At 61.2% G+C, this 16,394-nt stretch carries 16 protein-coding genes and 2 pseudogenes; 5 read left to right on the forward strand and 13 right to left on the reverse strand.

What is annotated here, in order from left to right:
• Window positions 1-61: 61 nt before the first annotated feature.
• Window positions 62-244 carry a glycosyltransferase gene (locus H9L16_RS16485; protein WP_223158125.1) on the forward strand — a complete coding sequence of 61 codons (183 nt, stop codon included), beginning with the start codon at window positions 62-64 and terminating at the stop codon, window positions 242-244.
• Between the two features lie 47 nt (window positions 245-291).
• Complete coding sequence (locus H9L16_RS08080; RefSeq protein ID WP_267904671.1) at window positions 292-1,002, forward strand: glycosyl transferase; 711 nt, start codon at window positions 292-294, stop codon at window positions 1,000-1,002.
• A gap of 33 nt (window positions 1,003-1,035) precedes the next feature.
• On the opposite strand, the gene H9L16_RS08085 is transcribed toward H9L16_RS08080, so the two are convergent.
• The 13 genes and pseudogenes from H9L16_RS08085 to H9L16_RS08140 all read right to left on the reverse strand — a co-directional run bounded on the left by H9L16_RS08085 (window position 1,036) and on the right by H9L16_RS08140 (window position 13,027).
• A complete protein-coding gene (locus tag H9L16_RS08085) occupies window positions 1,036-1,818 on the reverse strand; it encodes a class I SAM-dependent methyltransferase (RefSeq protein ID WP_187551222.1) in 783 nt (260 codons plus the stop codon).
• Between the two features lie 13 nt (window positions 1,819-1,831).
• Entirely contained in the window at window positions 1,832-2,245 is a 414-nt protein-coding gene (locus H9L16_RS16490; RefSeq protein WP_187551224.1) for a GtrA family protein, read from the reverse strand.
• Window positions 2,236-2,895: a class I SAM-dependent methyltransferase gene (locus tag H9L16_RS08095; protein WP_187551226.1), complete on the reverse strand. Its 660-nt coding sequence runs from the start codon at window positions 2,893-2,895 to the stop codon at window positions 2,236-2,238. Before H9L16_RS08095 ends, H9L16_RS16490 begins: the two co-directional genes overlap by 10 nt.
• Window positions 2,870-3,952 carry a glycosyltransferase family 4 protein gene (locus H9L16_RS08100; protein ID WP_187551227.1) on the reverse strand — a complete coding sequence of 361 codons (1,083 nt, stop codon included), beginning with the start codon at window positions 3,950-3,952 and terminating at the stop codon, window positions 2,870-2,872. The genes H9L16_RS08095 and H9L16_RS08100 overlap by 26 nt, the downstream gene beginning before the upstream one ends.
• Window positions 3,953-4,012: 60 nt before the next feature.
• The gene (locus H9L16_RS16495; protein ID WP_187551229.1) at window positions 4,013-4,618 is read right to left on the reverse strand and encodes a class I SAM-dependent methyltransferase; all 606 of its coding nucleotides are present in this window, start codon (window positions 4,616-4,618) and stop codon (window positions 4,013-4,015) included.
• Window positions 4,619-4,806: 188 nt separating this feature from the next.
• On the reverse strand, window positions 4,807-6,522 hold the full coding sequence (locus tag H9L16_RS08110) for a hypothetical protein (protein WP_187551231.1): 1,716 nt from the start codon (window positions 6,520-6,522) through the stop codon (window positions 4,807-4,809).
• Window position 6,523: 1 nt separating this feature from the next.
• Window positions 6,524-8,017 carry an NAD(P)/FAD-dependent oxidoreductase gene (locus H9L16_RS08115; protein ID WP_325065077.1) on the reverse strand — a complete coding sequence of 498 codons (1,494 nt, stop codon included), beginning with the start codon at window positions 8,015-8,017 and terminating at the stop codon, window positions 6,524-6,526.
• Window positions 8,003-8,095 (reverse strand): annotated as a pseudogene (locus tag H9L16_RS16390) (hypothetical protein); the annotation flags it as partial. The gene H9L16_RS08115 and the pseudogene H9L16_RS16390, both read right to left, overlap by 15 nt.
• Window positions 8,062-8,505 (reverse strand): GtrA family protein, encoded by a 444-nt coding sequence (locus H9L16_RS08120; protein ID WP_187551234.1) that lies wholly within the window; start codon window positions 8,503-8,505, stop codon window positions 8,062-8,064. The gene H9L16_RS08120 and the pseudogene H9L16_RS16390, both read right to left, overlap by 34 nt.
• A 195-nt stretch (window positions 8,506-8,700) precedes the next feature.
• Window positions 8,701-9,057, reverse strand: coding sequence for a prepilin-type N-terminal cleavage/methylation domain-containing protein (locus H9L16_RS16395; RefSeq protein ID WP_308427066.1), 357 nt, complete (start codon window positions 9,055-9,057; stop codon window positions 8,701-8,703).
• Window positions 9,058-9,559: 502 nt separating this feature from the next.
• Window positions 9,560-9,659: pseudogene (locus tag H9L16_RS15995) on the reverse strand (prepilin-type N-terminal cleavage/methylation domain-containing protein); the annotation flags it as partial.
• A 279-nt stretch (window positions 9,660-9,938) separates the two neighbouring features.
• Window positions 9,939-11,354, reverse strand: a complete 1,416-nt coding sequence (locus H9L16_RS08135; RefSeq protein ID WP_187551237.1) for a sigma-54-dependent transcriptional regulator — start codon at window positions 11,352-11,354, stop codon at window positions 9,939-9,941.
• 74 nt (window positions 11,355-11,428) lie between these two features.
• Complete coding sequence (locus H9L16_RS08140; RefSeq protein WP_187551239.1) at window positions 11,429-13,027, reverse strand: sensor histidine kinase; 1,599 nt, start codon at window positions 13,025-13,027, stop codon at window positions 11,429-11,431.
• Window positions 13,028-13,184: 157 nt separating this feature from the next.
• Here H9L16_RS08140 and sucC point away from each other — a divergent pair, with 157 nt between their 5' ends.
• The 3 genes from sucC (at window position 13,185) to H9L16_RS08155 (ending at window position 16,389) form a co-directional block, all read left to right on the forward strand.
• Complete coding sequence (gene sucC, locus H9L16_RS08145; protein WP_187551241.1) at window positions 13,185-14,351, forward strand: ADP-forming succinate--CoA ligase subunit beta; 1,167 nt, start codon at window positions 13,185-13,187, stop codon at window positions 14,349-14,351.
• 11 nt (window positions 14,352-14,362) lie between these two features.
• Window positions 14,363-15,238, forward strand: coding sequence for a succinate--CoA ligase subunit alpha (sucD, locus tag H9L16_RS08150; RefSeq protein ID WP_187551243.1), 876 nt, complete (start codon window positions 14,363-14,365; stop codon window positions 15,236-15,238).
• 101 nt (window positions 15,239-15,339) lie between these two features.
• Window positions 15,340-16,389: a DNA topoisomerase IB gene (locus H9L16_RS08155; RefSeq protein ID WP_187551244.1), complete on the forward strand. Its 1,050-nt coding sequence runs from the start codon at window positions 15,340-15,342 to the stop codon at window positions 16,387-16,389.
• Window positions 16,390-16,394 lie beyond the last annotated feature (5 nt).

The following is a 16,394-nucleotide window of genomic DNA, read 5'->3' on the forward strand; positions in this document are numbered from 1 at the left end:
GCCCTAATCGCTTTGCGTTCTAATCCTTTATTCTGTCTAGGGCAATCTTCTGGCCGCACGGATGACTCGAATCGCAGTAGTACTTCCTGCTTACAACGAGGAAGAAACACTAGCAGCCACCATCGCGGGATTTCACTCGGCTCTTCCGAGCGCAAGTATTTGGGTGGTCAACAATAGGTCTACGGATCGAACCGAGGCCATAGCCGCGGAGACTATTCGTAAGCTCAAGTGCTCGGGGGAGTAATCAACGAGGACCGCGGTGGTAAAGGCAATGCCGTGAGACGAGCTTTTATGGATGTTGACGCGGATGTGTACGTTCTCTCTGATGCTGATTTGACTTACCCGGCGATGCAGGTAGGCGAATTGCTTGCTCCGATTTTCGATGGTAGGGCCGAGATGGTGGTTGGAGATCGCCACAGCGGAGGGAACTACGCCATCGAAAACAAGCGAGCTCTCAATGGCTTCGGAAATCGCCTGGTGCGCGGGCTCGTTAACTTGCTTTTCGGCAGTAACCTTGCTGACATCATGAGCGGCTATCGAGCTTTCAATCGTAAATTCGTCAAAAGTTATCCGATCTTGGTCGGCGGCTTTGAAATTGAAACGGATATGACACTTCACGCCTTGGACAAGCGCTTCCGCATCATGGAGGTTCCTGTCGATTATCGGGATCGGCCAGAGGGAAGTGTTTCGAAGCTCAACACGCTACGAGATGGGGCTCGTGTCCTCGCGACGATATTCAATATTCTTCGCCACTACCGGCCACTTCTATTCTTCGGCGGTATCGGCAGTGCTCTTTCTTTGCTCGGTTTGCTGGCAGGAATTCCTGTTGTTTGGGAATGGTTGGAAACCGGCTTGATCTATCGAGTACCAATGGCGATTCTTGCGAGCGGCCTGGAAATCATTTCAGTGTTGCTGGTTGCCATTGGTCTCATCCTTGACTCGATCGCACACCAAAACAGACAGGACTATGAAAGAGATCTTTTGGCGCGAGGAAACCGCTAGTCACTCAGGGGCTGTGGTGCTGCCTCCGATGACTCAGCTCGAGCCTGCTGGGGTCGTGACTCTTTTGCGCGCGAAGGCATGGAGCTCGTGGTGGAATACGGCAGGGCTGAAACGCTCTATCCACTCGCCAATTTGCCCAAGAAAGCGTCCGGCCTCGGTGAGGTGGCTAGGGCCGCGGTGTCTGTAGACAACTGCATCGAAGCCTCGTTCTTCCAACATGCTTGCCAGTAGCCCACGCGTGTTGGCGCGATAAAGCGTCGGAAAGACATCCTCGGATTCATGGGGTTGTCGCAGGAGTTGTCGCACCTTGTAGTGCAACCGATCCGGGATCATCAGCGCGGCCAAGCATGAGTAATGCCAAAGGTTCGGCGTGCGGATGCAGAGAAATCCCCCTGGCTTGATGACTCGACTTAGTTCGTCAAGGCTGTCGCGCGGGTTCGGGAGATGCTCGACTACCCACTCTGTGACAACCAAGTCCACCGATTCGCTTGCCAGTGGAAGCGGTGCGTCCATCGGTGAGATCAGCCGGAATTCGTCAATGTAAGGATTTTCCGCTGCATAGCTGTCCACATCGACACCGACTACGTGCTTCGCCTTCCTCGTGAATACCTGCACGTCGCGGGCGAATCCCCGATAAAGATCCTTGTGGAATCCTCGCCCGCATCCGAAATCACAGACGATCGAATCGCGTCGCAGTAGGGACTGCACTCGTGAATAGAAGGCAACTGCACCGTCTTGGTTCGTATATCCGCCAAATTCGTGCTCGGGGTAAAGAGCCTCGAAGGCACGCGATCTATCGAAATTCCTGTCGGTCATCATGCGTGTGCGCTCAGGTATCACGTAGCCAGGACAAGCCGAAGCTCCATCCTCGATGGACAAGGTAGATTATTGGTGCGGACAGAACACCAACACAGGCAACAGCGAGCGAATAGTGCATATGCATGCTCGTTACAAGCCATGAGCATGCAATCATGCCAACCGCGAGTTGGGTGGCTGTTGTCGCGACATAGCGCAAGAACTCCGGGGTGATCGCAGTTCCCGATTGGCGAAAGGTCCAGGACCTATTTAGCAAGAAGCCAACGATGGTGACGATGAGCGAGCTAAGCGCGAGGGAGACTAGGTAGTGAAAATTGAGATAGTGGGTCAAGATTACGACGATTGCGACGTTGAGCGTGATGCCGAGAAGCCCGGTCGCAATGTAACGACAAAACTCAGCGATCCTCGCTCTCGTTGTCACCTGCATCTCTCAGCCTCAACAGCGTAAACAGCGGCGTTGGTGTCCCGAATCGTGTTAGGGGTCAGGCAGTCTGCTGTCAACGCAAGAACGTTGACAAGGAAGTTTGCCGGTGCGAGCAACACAGACGCAGGCCCCAGTAGTTTCTTCGCCGCGAGCATGGGGAACATCGCCAGCCACGCTGCAGGCCCGCACAGCGGGGTTATGCGAAGTATCACGAAGCCGGCTTGCTCAAGCGTTTCGCGTAAACCATCTTGGGTCCAACGCCAATAATCGGTAGGGTGTGGGTGATATGGCCACACGCCATGAGTAGACAGAAAAAGCCTCCCGTCTCGGGTCAATACACGCCGAGTTTCTTCAAGGTATCTGGGTACTTCCCTTACATGCTCCAGTACCTGGAACGATACGACGAAATTCATGCTCTCATTAGTCAGCGGCAATGGCTGGTCGGCCTCTATACGCAGGTCCGGTGCGCCATCAATGTCTGCGCCGATATACCGTGCGCCTGCAGAAGTGAAAATTGGCCGGTACGGCATTGTGCCGCAGCCAAAATCCAGTACGACATGCTTGTCGAGTTCATTTGCGTGGGCGAACTTCCGGACGGAGTTCTCAAGGGCGGCGGCGACCAAGCCATCAGCCTGCAGCAGATACTTCAGCATATGCATCCTTCAGGCTCGAAAAATTTGCATCCCAATCGAAATGTCGGAGCGCGGTCTGTCGGCAGCGTAACCCCATTTCGAGAACGAGCTTGGGGTCAGACAGAAGGGTGACGATGGCTTTGTTGAATTCTTCTGCTTGCCGAGGACAAAGTATCAAACCATCAGCCATTTCGTTGTTCGTGTAGGCTGCGTCGTCAGTCGTGATCACGGGCAGTTGGCTCGCCATGGCTTCCTGCATTGCCAATGTAAAGATCTCGCCAACTGCGGGAAAGGCGAACACGTCGCAAGATCGGTAAAGTTCAGCCGTCTGGGCTTGGTCCAGTGGGCCGAGCCAGTGGACGCCTTCCATCAATCCATCTTCCGGGACTGGACCGGGTCCTGCAAACACAAGGTCGAAGCTAGGGTCCTTGGCGTTCAGCAGTATCTGGACGCCTTTCTTTTCGACCAGTCTGCCCACGAACAAAATTAATGGTCGATCTAGGGGCAGGCGGAACTGTGCGCGGATCGCGGCACGCTCGCCCTCTGCTGGTGGTCGGAATCTCCGTACGTCGATGCCATTGGTTAGCCATAGGATTTTCTTTTCGTTGATGCCGCGCGATAGGAGGAAGTCGCGAACATTGCGGTTGTACGCAACGATCTTCCTCGCGCTGCCGAAGATCAGCCTGCCCGCCGTCGCATAGACAACTCTTTGCACCCACATCACGAACCTGCTTGGGTGTTCCACTATCGCTACATGCTGCGTCAGTAGCATGGGCTTGCGAGCGACCTTCGCTAGTGCAGCAGATATCCAAGAGCTCATGTAGAAAACATCATGGATATGCACTACATCTGCAGATCGGATCTGCCGCCAAGCATCCACAACAAAGCGCGGGGAAAATATGGGGAAAGGAATGAAGAGAGTGTCCTCGATGACATGCCATGTGGGCACCCGCAACACTTCGATGCCTTCTTTCTCGGTTTCGCGCTGTTGCTTCGATTGCCAGAGAGACGAAATTATACGAACTTCATAGCCATTCCTGATTAGCCCTTGGGCTTGTTGCTGGACGACGATTTCCAAGCCTCCAACATGTGGAAGATAATGATGGGCCACGATCAGTGTGGTTGGCACAAGGCTTTCTCAGGGGCTGTTAGTGCGAGCAATAACCAAGAGTGACGTGCCTCCAAGAATACGAGCCGAAAGCTCCTTGTTCAGCAGGGAGAGCAGTCTACGGGGTAGCCAAAACAAATACTCACTGGTTGTGCGAGGTATATCTGTGAGGCGGCTGATGTATTGGAATTCTGTCACTGTGTAGCCGCAATCAGACAATGTCTCAAACGCTACGGCGGCTGTATAAAAGTGCAAATGTCCGTAATGCCTGCGTGTCCACCTTTGGTGATTGATCAAGATTCCGGCGACATGCATTTCTAGCGGGATATTGAATACGACGACGGGGGCCAATTTTTTGAGGCTTCGCAAAAACGCGAATGGATCTTCGACGTGCTCAAAAACATCCACACATAGAAGCAGATCGAAGCTCTGCCCGGACTTCGTAAGGTCCTCTAGGTGGAAGTTCAGGCGGGGTGATGCGCGCCTGTTGGCCAGATCGATTGCAGCCGGGGCGATATCGAAACCATCGAGCTGAACGTTGTCTGGAAACAGGTCATGAAGCTTGGCTAGTATCCCCCCGCGCCGCACCCGATCTCCGCAATCGACAACGGGGAGGGGAGATTGGATTGGTTCCATAGCTCATGAATGCATCTGGCTTTCCACGCGCTATCTTCTTCGCCCCAGGTCGGATTCGATGCAAGGTATTCGCCATCTGTGTAACGGTCATTTGCGGTTTTTTGCATTTCTTCGCCTGCAATTGATGTCCACCCTCGGTGAGGATACGTGTCTGGTTCGCTTCGCCTGCTGTTAGGCCAGTCGTAAGCTTAGGGGCTTTTGCTCGCGGGGGGGGCTGCTTGCGAGGAATCCGGAATTCTCCAAGAAGAACCACGTTGATCTATTGTCACCAAAACCGCCTCACCCGCGATCTTTCGCATGAGCGCGCGATCAGCTTCAGTTCCCTCGCTCAACATGTTGATGGTGCGTTCTTGGTTTCGTGGATAGTTCCTGACCAGATCGACGCTGTAGAGGGCGGGTCGGTCCGTAGAGAAAAAGACGACGGATCGGCCATCCTCCGGCGTAGGTGGTTGCTGCGCTATTGAAGTGTTGATCGTTTGGCGGGTCGAGTACATGAATGCTGGCATTGCCAGAAGGCCGGCACATATCGCGGTTGCAAGAAAGCTTCGTTGAGGCGATGTGCTTATCCCACGCACGGCAAAGACCCCGGCGGCAACGGCGACCAAGCCCCAAGCTGAGTGGACGTAGCGATAGCCCCAGCCATGCCCTTGGTCGTAAGGAAAGAAAAAGTAGAATCCGAAAGTGATGAGGAATCCCGCCAGCAGCAGACGCTGGATAGTCGTTTGTCGTCTCGCGATCAGCGCAAGGATGAGGGTTCCTGGGGCGGCCCAGATGAGGGCTTTCCACGCGGCATACGAACGGATAACGAGAAGTTCCAGGTTAGGAACGAAAAATATTCCCTGTAGCTTTTCCACCCATGAGGCGAAAAAGCCTGCATGCGTGGCGGTCACGCCAGAGAGGCGCAAGCCCATTGTGCTTGTCAACAGCGGCCAGCCGAGGCAAAGCAGCAATGTCAGTGGTAGGTATCCGGCTGCGAGAGGAACCAAGCGGCGGCGGCGCTCGGGATCGGCCAGCATCCAGATGAATACCGGGACTGCGAACAATGCATGAGGCACTGGGTTGTGCAATACGAGCGCGATGCTGCCGACTACGCCTGCAAGCATTGCCTGGCGCCATCCCGGCCGAAGCAGCAGCCAGAGGAACAGCAAGTTGAGGGTAAGCAGTGCCGACATCGCGTAGTAGGACATCGCGTTGATGCTGTACTGCGGGCAGGCCATTGCGACCAAGAACGCCCAACCAAATGCCTTGTCGGATCCACTTGCCTGCTTGGCCAGATCACCGATCAACCACAGGCCGATCGCACCCATCAAGGGGTTGAGCAACCATTCTCCACCGAACAGGGCAAATGGCGTCATCAAAAGGGCCAAACCGGGCCAATAGGCGGAGGCTGCCTGTCCCGTGTCATGGTTAACAAGGATGAAAACTCCTTGGAAGCCAGGGACCACCATTCGATCCATCAGTTCAGGAGGGTAGGTCGCCGTGAGGGCCCCGCTTGCAAAAATACGCGCTTGGAGCAATGGGGCGTATTCGTCCATTGCCAGCGGAAAACCTTGATACACGACGCGCGAAGCAATCGCCAATATGGAGAATGCGGCAATGCAAGCGGTTATCGGACGATTGGTGATCGAGTCGGCCAGTTGTTCGATGAATCGGTGCAGTGGGCGTAATGCGAATGCCAGCAGCAGCGCCCCAAGCATCGCAAGTGAATTCGTGAAGTCGTTGTAGAACAGCAGTCGGTAATAAATCTGGTAGTCGAACTCCCCGAGACCCGGCACGCGCCCGGAATACATGGCGAGTGGTGCTGCGATCGATAGCAGCAGCGTTAACGCCAGCAGACCCGTCGGCCATTCCGGCCGCTCTCGGCAATTCGGTCCTGTTGCAACCTCGGTTGCTTGCTGGCTCACCTCACTTCTCCTCGTGGTACTCGTCGTCCACGTTGATCCCCCAGATCGCCGCCTTGTCCACCTGGCCGCTGGTGATCTGCCGCGCGGCTTCCTTGGCGGTCAGCATCGAATGATCCTGGTTGTTGTAACGGTGCATGCCGTTGCGACCGATCAGGAACAGGTTGGGCACCGCGTCCAGCGCAGACTGCAATTCCTCGAAGCGCTTGTAGGCTTCGCCGAAATAGCCCGGGTAGGCCTTTGGCACGCGCAGCACCACGGCATCGCGCGGCGCATCTGCCTGCACCAGCCCGATCTGCACCATCTCCCGGTGGCCGAGCGCCTTGAGCGCTTCATCGTCCATGGTCCACAACGGGTCGCCTTCCTTGCAGAAGAACTCCAGGCCCAGCCACAGGGTGCCGGGATCCGCAACCATGTGCGGGCTCCAGTTGTTGAAGACCTGTACACGGCCCACGTTGACACCGGGCTCCTGGATGTAGATCCAGTTGTCGTCCAGTTGGCGCGGGATGGCGCTGCGCGGGTACAGCAGGCCGACGGTGATGAAATCGCGGTAGGAGAGGTTGCTGGCGATCGCACGCACCTCGTCGGGCCAGGCCGATGCGGAGGCTTGCACCAGGTCCTTGATCGGCATGGTGGACAACAGGTGCGTGCATGGCAACGCGTGCTCGTTGCCGTCCGCATCCCGGTAGGCCACGCCCAGCACTTGGCCGTTGACGATGTCGATGCGTTCCACGCGGCTGCGCATCAGCAGGGTCCCCCCTTGCTCGACAAAGCGTCGCGCTGCGGTTTCCCACATCTGCCCGGGTCCGTACTTCGGATACAGGAAACTTTCTATCAGGGACGTCTGTTCCGCCTTGCCGCCCAGGCCGAACACCTGCTTGAGCGCATGCAACAAGGCCTTGGTGATCGACAGGCTCTTGATCCGTTGCGCGCCCCAGGCGGCGCTGATCTCGTTGCAGGGCACGCCCCAGACTTTCTCGGTGTATTCCTTGAAGAATTGGCCATAAAGCTTGCGTCCGAAGCGGTTGACCAGAAAGTCTTCCAGCGAAGCTTCAGGACGTCGCGGATTGACCCGCGCCCACACGTAGCTCAGGCCGAAGGTGAAGGTCTTCCAGGGCCCCAGCTTGAGGAGGGTGTCGGGGTTGAGCTTGAGCGGATAGTCGAAGAACTGCTTGTTGAAGTAGATCCGCGACAACCTGCTGCGCAACAGCATGACGTCGTGGTCGGTCTCGCTTGCGGTCGCTGAAGGCGCGTCTGCCACTGCGCCCTGGTAGCGGAGCTCCCGTGCGGCATCCGGATCCGCGGAGGCGGCCACGGGCATCATCCCGCGCCACCAGTCCATCACCCAGTCCGACTTGGAGAAGAAACGGTGGCCGCCGATGTCGATCCGGTTGCCGTGGTGCTCGACCGTGCGCGAAATCCCGCCGACTTGATGATCCGCCTCGATCACGGTGATGTCGTGGACGCCGGAAGCCTGCAGTTCCAGTGCGGCCGTCAGGCCGGCGGGACCGCCACCAACGATGACGATGCGGGTTGTGGTGTTCATGCGCTGTCCTTGCTGGTCCGTAGTGCGCGCGCGGAGGCTGCGAACAGCAGGGTCTTGCGCACCAGGTAATTGAAGACGAAGGTCACGATCGCCGCGGCCAGCTTCACCAGTTCGGGCAACAGGTGGAGTTTGACGACGCCAAGCCAGAGCAGGACTTGAGTGATGCCCAGCCCGGCAATTCCGATCCCGACGAAGGCCAGGAACTCTACTGCCGGCGCGTCCGCGAAGGCGCGTTGACGGAACACCCAGCGGATACTCAGCAGGTAGGCGACCAACGCGCCCACGGCGAATCCGATGGACGCCGACCAGCCCAGGCTGAAATGCAGCAGCCGCAGGCAAGTAGACAGCGTGCCGAGGTCCGCCAGCAACGCAAGCACAGAGGCGGCGAAATAGCGAAACAGGTCATGCCGCAGCCATGCGGCGATAGGAAATCGTGTCATTGCGCCCCGGATCCGTCAGCCATGGGAAGGGCTGTTGCTCCCCATCCCTCGCGCCTGTCCCGATGATAAGGGACGCGGTTCACCAAGTGTTGTCGGTGGCAAAACACGTGGCGTCGATCACATGGCCGCGTCGCCACTCCGTTGCTGATGTTCCTTAGGAGCGATCGAGTGACGCGCCTTTGCGCATCGCTTGGCTCAGACCGACGGCGTCATCGTGCAGTTGCTGTTGTCGGCCCTGCAGCTCGTGCTCGCCGTTCCTGGTGCCTTGGGCGCAAAAGTGATGACAGTGCCGCTGGCGACGGCGGCGGCATCAATGGTGCCGGTCATGGAGCTGCATGCTTGGTTCGACGGTGCCGGGAAGCCTGCGAAGCTATTGGTCACGGCCACGATGGCCTGGTTCATGTAAGCCTTCGCTTCCGCTTGGCATGCGCCTTCCGCCGATCGAACCCGATAGTTGTTGTAGGCCGGTAGCGCAATGGCGGCGAGGATGGCGATGATGGCCACCACGATCATCAGTTCGATCAGGGTGAAGCCTTGCGAATTCCTGTGCATGTCGATTCCCCGGGGGCGTTTTTCGCTGGTAACAAACCATTACGCAATAAGCGGGCCAAGCGTCACGTGATGTGGCGTTGATTGCGTGTTTCCGTGATGCTGATCACTAGCCGATCGGCGTAGGTCGATGATCGGTAGCAACCAGCCTATTAGCGGCGCGGGAGCGCCGAGCGCGCTGCCATATCCAAGGCAAAAAAAAGCCCCTCTTGCGAGGGGCTTTCGGAACCATCCTTTCGGACGACTACGGTCGATTAGACCGACGGCGTCATCGAGCAGGTCGCGGTCGCGGCATTGCAGATGGTGGAGCTGACGCCCGGGGTCTTCGGGACGAAGGTCACGTTGGACGAGCTGGTGATGTCCCCGCTGGTGATGGTCGGGGCCGTAGCGCAAGCACCGGTGGTCACCGCAGTCGGAATCACCATCTGCGACTGGCCAGCAGCCACGGCCGAGTTGGTGTAAGCCTTGGCTTCAGCCTGGCAAGCGCCTTCGGCCGAACGGATGCGGTAGTTGTTGTAGGCCGGCAGCGCGATGGCGGCCAGGATGGCGATGATCGCGACAACGATCATCAGTTCGATCAGGGTAAAGCCTTGCTGCTTCTTCATGGTGTATCCCCTAGGGTTGGTTGGTGTGATCCACGTGTCGCGACATCCCGCTGTAACGGTCCTTCGGCAGCCGGATGGCTTTGGCACGTGCGAGAGTTATAACGCAGGATGCATGCCAATTCAGGACAGGTTGAAACTGAGCGCAATTCTGAAAGCGCGGTCACGTTTCTGGCCTGTGCTTGCTTATGAAATGTGACCATTTGCGTCAATAAACTGACGCATATCGTCACATTGTCAGGTCTGATTCAGGTACGCGCGCATGTCCGTGAGTAGCGACAGTCAATCGATCCCGAGTTTCTTCAGCTTGTACCGCAGCGCGCGGAAGGTGATGCCGAGCTGCGCGGCGGCGCGGGTCTTGTTGTAGCGGTTGTCGGTCAGGGCCTGCTCGATCGCCTTGCGCTCGATTTCCTCGATGAAGTTCGGCAGGGCGCTGGTGGCGGACTCGCGCGGATCGATCCGGGACGGGTCCATCGCGGCGGCGGCGGCTTGCGCGGGTGCGCTGGGGCGCATTTCCGGCAGCCGCAGGTCGGCGGCGCGGATGCCGTCGTCGTCGGCCAAGGCGAAGGCACGCTCCAGGATGTTCTCCAGTTCGCGCACATTGCCGGGGAAGTTGTAGCGGGCCAGTGCCTCCAGGGCATCCGCATGCAGGACCGGTTTCGCGCGGTGCTGGGCGTTGGCCAGGCGGGCGAGTATGGCGTCGGTGAGTTGCGCCACGTCCTCGCGTCGGTCGCGCAATGGCGGTACGCGAAGCTCTATGACGTTGATGCGGTAGTACAGGTCGTGGCGGAAGCGGCCGTCCTCGACCAGTGCCGCCAGGTTCTTGTGGGTCGCCGAGAGGATGCGCACGTCCACCGGCACTTCTCCATTGGCACCGACGGGACGCACCGATTTTTCCTGGATCGCGCGCAGCAGCTTGACCTGCATCGGCAGCGGCAACTCGGCCACTTCGTCCAGAAAGAGGGTGCCGCCTTCGGCCGCCTGGAACAGGCCGGGTTTGTCGGCATGGGCGCCGGTGAAGCTGCCTTTCTTGTGGCCGAAGAACTCGCTCTCCATCAATTCCGCGGGAATTGCGCCGCAGTTCACCGGCACGAATGGTCCGGCGGCGCGCATGCCCTCGTCATGGATGGTCCGCGCCACAAGTTCCTTGCCCACGCCCGACTCGCCGGCGATGTAGATCGGCGCTTGGCTGCGGGCGACCTTGGCGAGGGTCGTGCGCAGGTCGGCCATGGCCATCGAGCTGCCCAGCAGGCGGGCCATGGCTGGCCCGGCGGCGTCGGCGAGCCGGGATGCACCGCCAGCGGAGGCCTCCAGGCCCAGTTTCAGCGCGTGCTGGACCAAGCCGCGCAGCACCGACAAATCCACCGGCTTGCTGACGAAATCGAACGCGCCGGCCTTGAGCGCGCCGACGGCCGCTTCCTGATTGCCGAAGGCGGTGATCATCGCGACCGGGGTCTGCGGGTACAGCTGGGAAATTTCGCGCACCAGATCCAGCCCGGAACCGTCGGTCAGCCGCATGTCGGTCAGGCACAGCGCATAGGTGTTGTGGCGAAGCAGTGCCCGAGCGTCATGCAGGGACGAGGCGGTATCGCACTTCAACCCCATCCGTCCGAGCGTCAGGACCAGTAATTCGCGGATGTCGCGCTCGTCGTCGACGACCAGGGCGCAGGCTTGGGTGTTGCGGGCAGGGGCGCTCATGTCCGTCCACGATAGCGCGTTGCCGTGTTGCGTCCAAGTGCGACGCAGAGCGGCACTGCGCTGGGTTCGCCCCGTCAGACGGTGGTGATCGCGCGCGCGCCGGCCAGGCGGATGCGAAAGCAGGCACCACCGGCCGGCACCGGCACATAGTCCAGACTGGCCTGATTGGCCTGACAGAGCTCGCGGGCGATATAGAGGCCCAGCCCGGTGCCATGCCCCGAGGTCGTGAAGAACGGCCTGAACAGCTGGGCGGCGACCGTTTCCGGGATGCCGGGTCCACGATCGGTGACGTCCAGCACGGGTGCGCCGGCGCTGTCGAGGTGGGCATGCACGCCGATCCGTGCCGGTTCGCCGGGCAGGCGCCCGTACACCAGCGCGTTGTGGACCAGCACGGTGACCACCTGTTGCAGCTGGCGGCGGTCCACCATGGCCGCTACGGCAGTCCGTGGCAGATGGCCGTCGAGCCGATCGTTTTCCAGCGGATGACTCTCCTGGTATTCGGCGACGAAGCTGCGGACGAACTCGCCCAGATCGACGTGTTCGGGGCGGGCAGCCTCGCGGCGGGCCAGGCCGAGCACGTTCTCGACGATGCCGTTCATGCGATGGGTCTGCTGGTAGATGATCTCCAGCAGGCGACGGTCGGCTTCGGGGATGTCGCGGGATTCCTCCAGCAACTGGGTGGCGTAGCTGATCGCGGCCAGCGGGTTGCGGATTTCGTGGGCCAGGCTGGCCGAGAAGCGCCCCAGGGTGGCCAGGGTCAGAGACTCCGCGCGCCGCGACGCCAGCGAGGCATCGTCCAGGAACACCAGGACCTGGTCGCTGCCGGCCAGCAGGCGGGTGAAGCGCGGCAGGACTTCCGGCAGGCCGGGGCTGAGCTGCAGCGGCACCGGATCGCCATCGCCTTCCTGCTGCCAGCGCTGCAACTGCCGGGCCAGGTCCGGCGCAGCGGTGGCCAGTGTGCGCCGACCTTCGCCGGAGCTGCCCAGTTGCAGCATCGCCGCCTCGTTGGCCAGGCGGATCTCGCCGTCGCCCTCGATCAGCAGCACGCCGGTGCGCATGCGCCGGATGATCAGCTCGTTGACCTCGGCCATGTTGGCGACCTGGCTGCCGCGCTCCTCGGCCAACGCCTGGCTGGCGCGCATCTGCCGGCCGACCACGCTGGTCAGGGTGGCGATGGCGAGGTAACTGACCGCGAACATCAGGATCTCGGCCAGCGGCCGGTCGCGGCCATGGCCGGCCAGCAGCGTCCACATGTGCTCGCCGACCAAGGCCGCGCCGGCCACGGCGGCGATGGCCAGGCTCCAGCGCAATGGCAGCAGCAGGGCGGCGGCACCGACGTTGAACAGCAGCATCATCGCGATGCCGGCTGCGGCGTCGGGCAGGGCGTGCATGGCCAGCAGCGACGCCGCGATATCCAGTGCGATCCCGAGCAGGACCATCGGCCTGACATGCCCGCGCCTGCGCAGGAAGAACAGCAGGCACGCGGCCAGCAGGTAGACCGCCGCGACCGCCGACGCCAGCACGGGATGGCGCGGCAGGCCGCCAAGCCAGACCCCGACCGGACTGAACACGGTCAGGCACAGCAGCGCCCCCTCCAGCACCCGATAGAGGGTGAAGAAGTGCAGTTCGCGACGAATCGCGGCCTGGATCGGGCTGGGGCTGGGCGAGGACATCGGCCCGAGTATGCAAGATGGCTGGCCAATGCCGACGATGGTCGGGTCTGCATGCGGCGCTGCAACACGCTAAAATGCCGATCCGCCCGCAACCGGCCACCTGCCGGCCACGCGATGCGTCCATGCCGGCATCGGCAATCCTCTTCCCGGGTGACCCATGAATTTCCACGAATACCAGGCGAAACAGCTGTTTGCCGATTACGGCATCACGGTACCGGCCGGGCGCGTCGCGCGCTCGCCCGAAGAGGCCGTCGACGCGGCCAAGGCGATCGGTGGCGAGGCCTGGATGGTCAAGGCACAGATCCACGCCGGCGGGCGCGGCAAGGCCGGCGGGGTGAAGTACTCGAAGTCCTTCGACGAAGTGCGCGAGTACGCCAAGGGCATGCTCGGCACGAAGATGGAAACCTACCAGTCGGCGGGCGTCGCGCTGCCGGTGGATTCGGTGCTGGTCACCCAGGCCACCGACATCGCCCAGGAGCTGTACCTCTCGGTGATGGTGGATCGTTCCACCCAGTCGATTACTTTCATCGCCTCCGCCGACGGCGGCGTGGAGATCGAGAAGACCGCGGTCGACAACCCCGACGCGATCAAGACCCTCGTCGTGAACTACGTGCAGGGCCTGCAGCCGTACCAGACCCGCGACATGGGCTTCGCGCTGGGGCTGAACGCCAAGCAGGTGAACCAGCTGAGCAAGATCATGCTCGGCCTGTACAAGCTGTTCAACGAGAAGGACCTGGCGCTGGTCGAACTGAACCCGCTGGCGATCCTCACCGACGGCAACCTGGCCGTGCTCGACGGCAAGATCAACTCCGACGACAACGCCAACTTCCGCCACCCCGAGCTGGTGGAGATGCGCGACATCAAGCAGGAAGACGAGACCGAAGTCTTGGCCTCGAAGTACGACCTCAACTACGTGACCATGGACGGCAACATCGGCTGCATGGTCAACGGCGCCGGCCTGGCGATGTCGACGATGGACGTGATCAAGCTGGAAGGCGGCACGCCGGCCAACTTCCTCGATGTCGGCGGTGGCGCCAACAAGGAGAAGGTGACCGAGGCGTTCAAGCTGATCCTGCGCTCGCCCGACGTGAAGGCGATCTTCGTCAACATCTTCGGCGGCATCGTCCGCTGCGACATGATCGCCGAGGGCATCATCGCCGCGGTCAAGGAAGTGGGCGTCAAGGTGCCGGTGATCGTTCGCCTGGAAGGCACCAATGTCGATGCCGGCAAGGAACTGCTGAAGAACTCCGGCCTGGCGATCACGTCGGCCGACGACATCAACGACGGCGCGAAGAAAGCCGTCGCCGCCGCTGCTGCAGCCTGAGGCCCGAACCCATGTCCGTTTTGATCAACAAGAACACCAAGGTCATCGTCCAGGGCTTCACCGGCTCGCAGGGCACCTTCCACGCCGAGCAGATGGTCGACTACGGCACCCAGGTCGTCGGCGGGGTGACGCCCGGCAAGGGCGGCACCCAGCACCTCGGCCTGCCGGTGTTCAACACCGTCGCCGAGTCGGTCAAGGCCACCGGTGCCGACGCTTCCGTGATCTACGTGCCGCCGCCGTTCGCGGCCGACGCGATCCTGGAAGCGGCCGATGCCGGCATCAAGGTGATCGTCTGCATCACCGAGGGCATCCCGGTGCTCGACATGCTGCGGGTCAAGAACACCCTGAAGGGCTATCCGGACGTGGTGCTGGTCGGGCCGAACTGCCCCGGCGTGATCACCCCGGGAGAGTGCAAGATCGGCATCATGCCGGGCCACATCCACATGCCCGGCAAGATCGGCATCGTCTCGCGCAGCGGCACCCTGACCTATGAAGCCGTGAAGCAGACCACCGACGCCGGCCTCGGCCAGTCGACCTGCATCGGCATCGGCGGCGATCCGATCAACGGCACCAACTTCATCGACGCGCTGAAGCTGTTCCAGGCCGACCCGCAGACCCTGGGCATCATCCTGGTCGGCGAGATCGGTGGTTCCGCGGAAGAAGAAGCGGCCGACTACATCAGCAAGCACGTCACCAAGCCGGTAGTCGGCTTCATCGCCGGTGCGTCGGCGCCGAAGGGCAAGCGCATGGGCCATGCCGGCGCGATCGCCTCGGGCGGCTTCGGTACCGCGGAAGGCAAGTTCGCCGCGCTGGAAGCGGCGGGCGTGACCACGGTGAAGAGCCCGGGCGACCTGGGCGCGGCGATCGCCAAGCGTCTCGCCGGCTGATTTCGTTCCACATGCTGTGATCGACAAGCCGCCTCCGGGCGGCTTCGTCGTTTCCGGGCATCGTGGCGCGGCGTTGACGCGCGCATCGGCATGGTGCCGCGATGTCGGACAAACGCCAACCGCTGACACCCGAAGCCGCTTCCGCACGCCAAGGCGGACTGGTTTACGTCAGCGATACCGACCCCGGGTTGCGGCGTCGCACGGCAGGAAACGTGTTTCGCTACCTCGATGCACGCGGCCGCGCGATCCATGATGACGCGACCTTGCAGCGCATCCGCATGCTGGCGATTCCGCCGGCCTATCGCGATGTCTGGATTTGTCCGCGCGTGAACGGTCACTTGCAGGCCACCGGCCGCGACGCCCGCGGGCGCAAGCAATACCGTTATCACCCGCGCTGGGCCGAAGTGCGCGATCGCGAGAAGTTCGGACGCATCGAGGCCTTCGGCGCGGCGTTGCCGCGCTTGCGCCGACACCTGCGTCGCGACCTTGCGTTACCCGGTTTCCCGGAGCAGAAAGTTGCGGCGATGGTGGTCGCGGTGATGGCGGACACGCTGGTGCGCATCGGCAACGCCGGTTACGCGCGCGCCAACAAATCGTATGGCCTGACCACGTTGCGCAATCGCCATGTGCAGTTCCTGCGCGGCGGGCGTGCAAGGTTCCGCTTTCGCGGCAAGGGCGGCATCGACCACGACGTGGTCCTGGACGATGCGAAGCTGGCCCGGCTGTTGCAGAAGTGCCAGCAGTTGCCGGGCCAACACCTGTTCCAGTACCACGATGACGAAGGCCAGCTGCATCCTGTCGGCTCCGCGCAGGTCAACGACTACCTTCGTGACGCGATGGGGGCCGACTTCACCGCCAAGGACTTCCGTACCTGGGGCGGCACCCTGGCGGCGATCCGCCTGCTCGCCGAAATGCCATGGGACGAGGCCGGCGCCAGCCAGCGGGCAATGGCGGCCATGCGCAAGGCGGTCGAAACCGACGTGGCCCGCCAGCTCGGCAACACGCCGGCGGTCTGCCGCAAGTCCTACATCGACCCGCGCGTATACGCGGCGTGGGAGGGCGGCTGGCTGGCCCGCGCGTCCAATGGCGTACGCGGGCCGCGGCAGTGGGAAGCAGTGGCGCTGAAGCTGTTGCGCCGGCGAAGCAAATGACCCGG

The organism is Thermomonas carbonis (assembly GCF_014396975.1).
Taxonomy (GTDB): domain Bacteria; phylum Pseudomonadota; class Gammaproteobacteria; order Xanthomonadales; family Xanthomonadaceae; genus Thermomonas; species Thermomonas carbonis.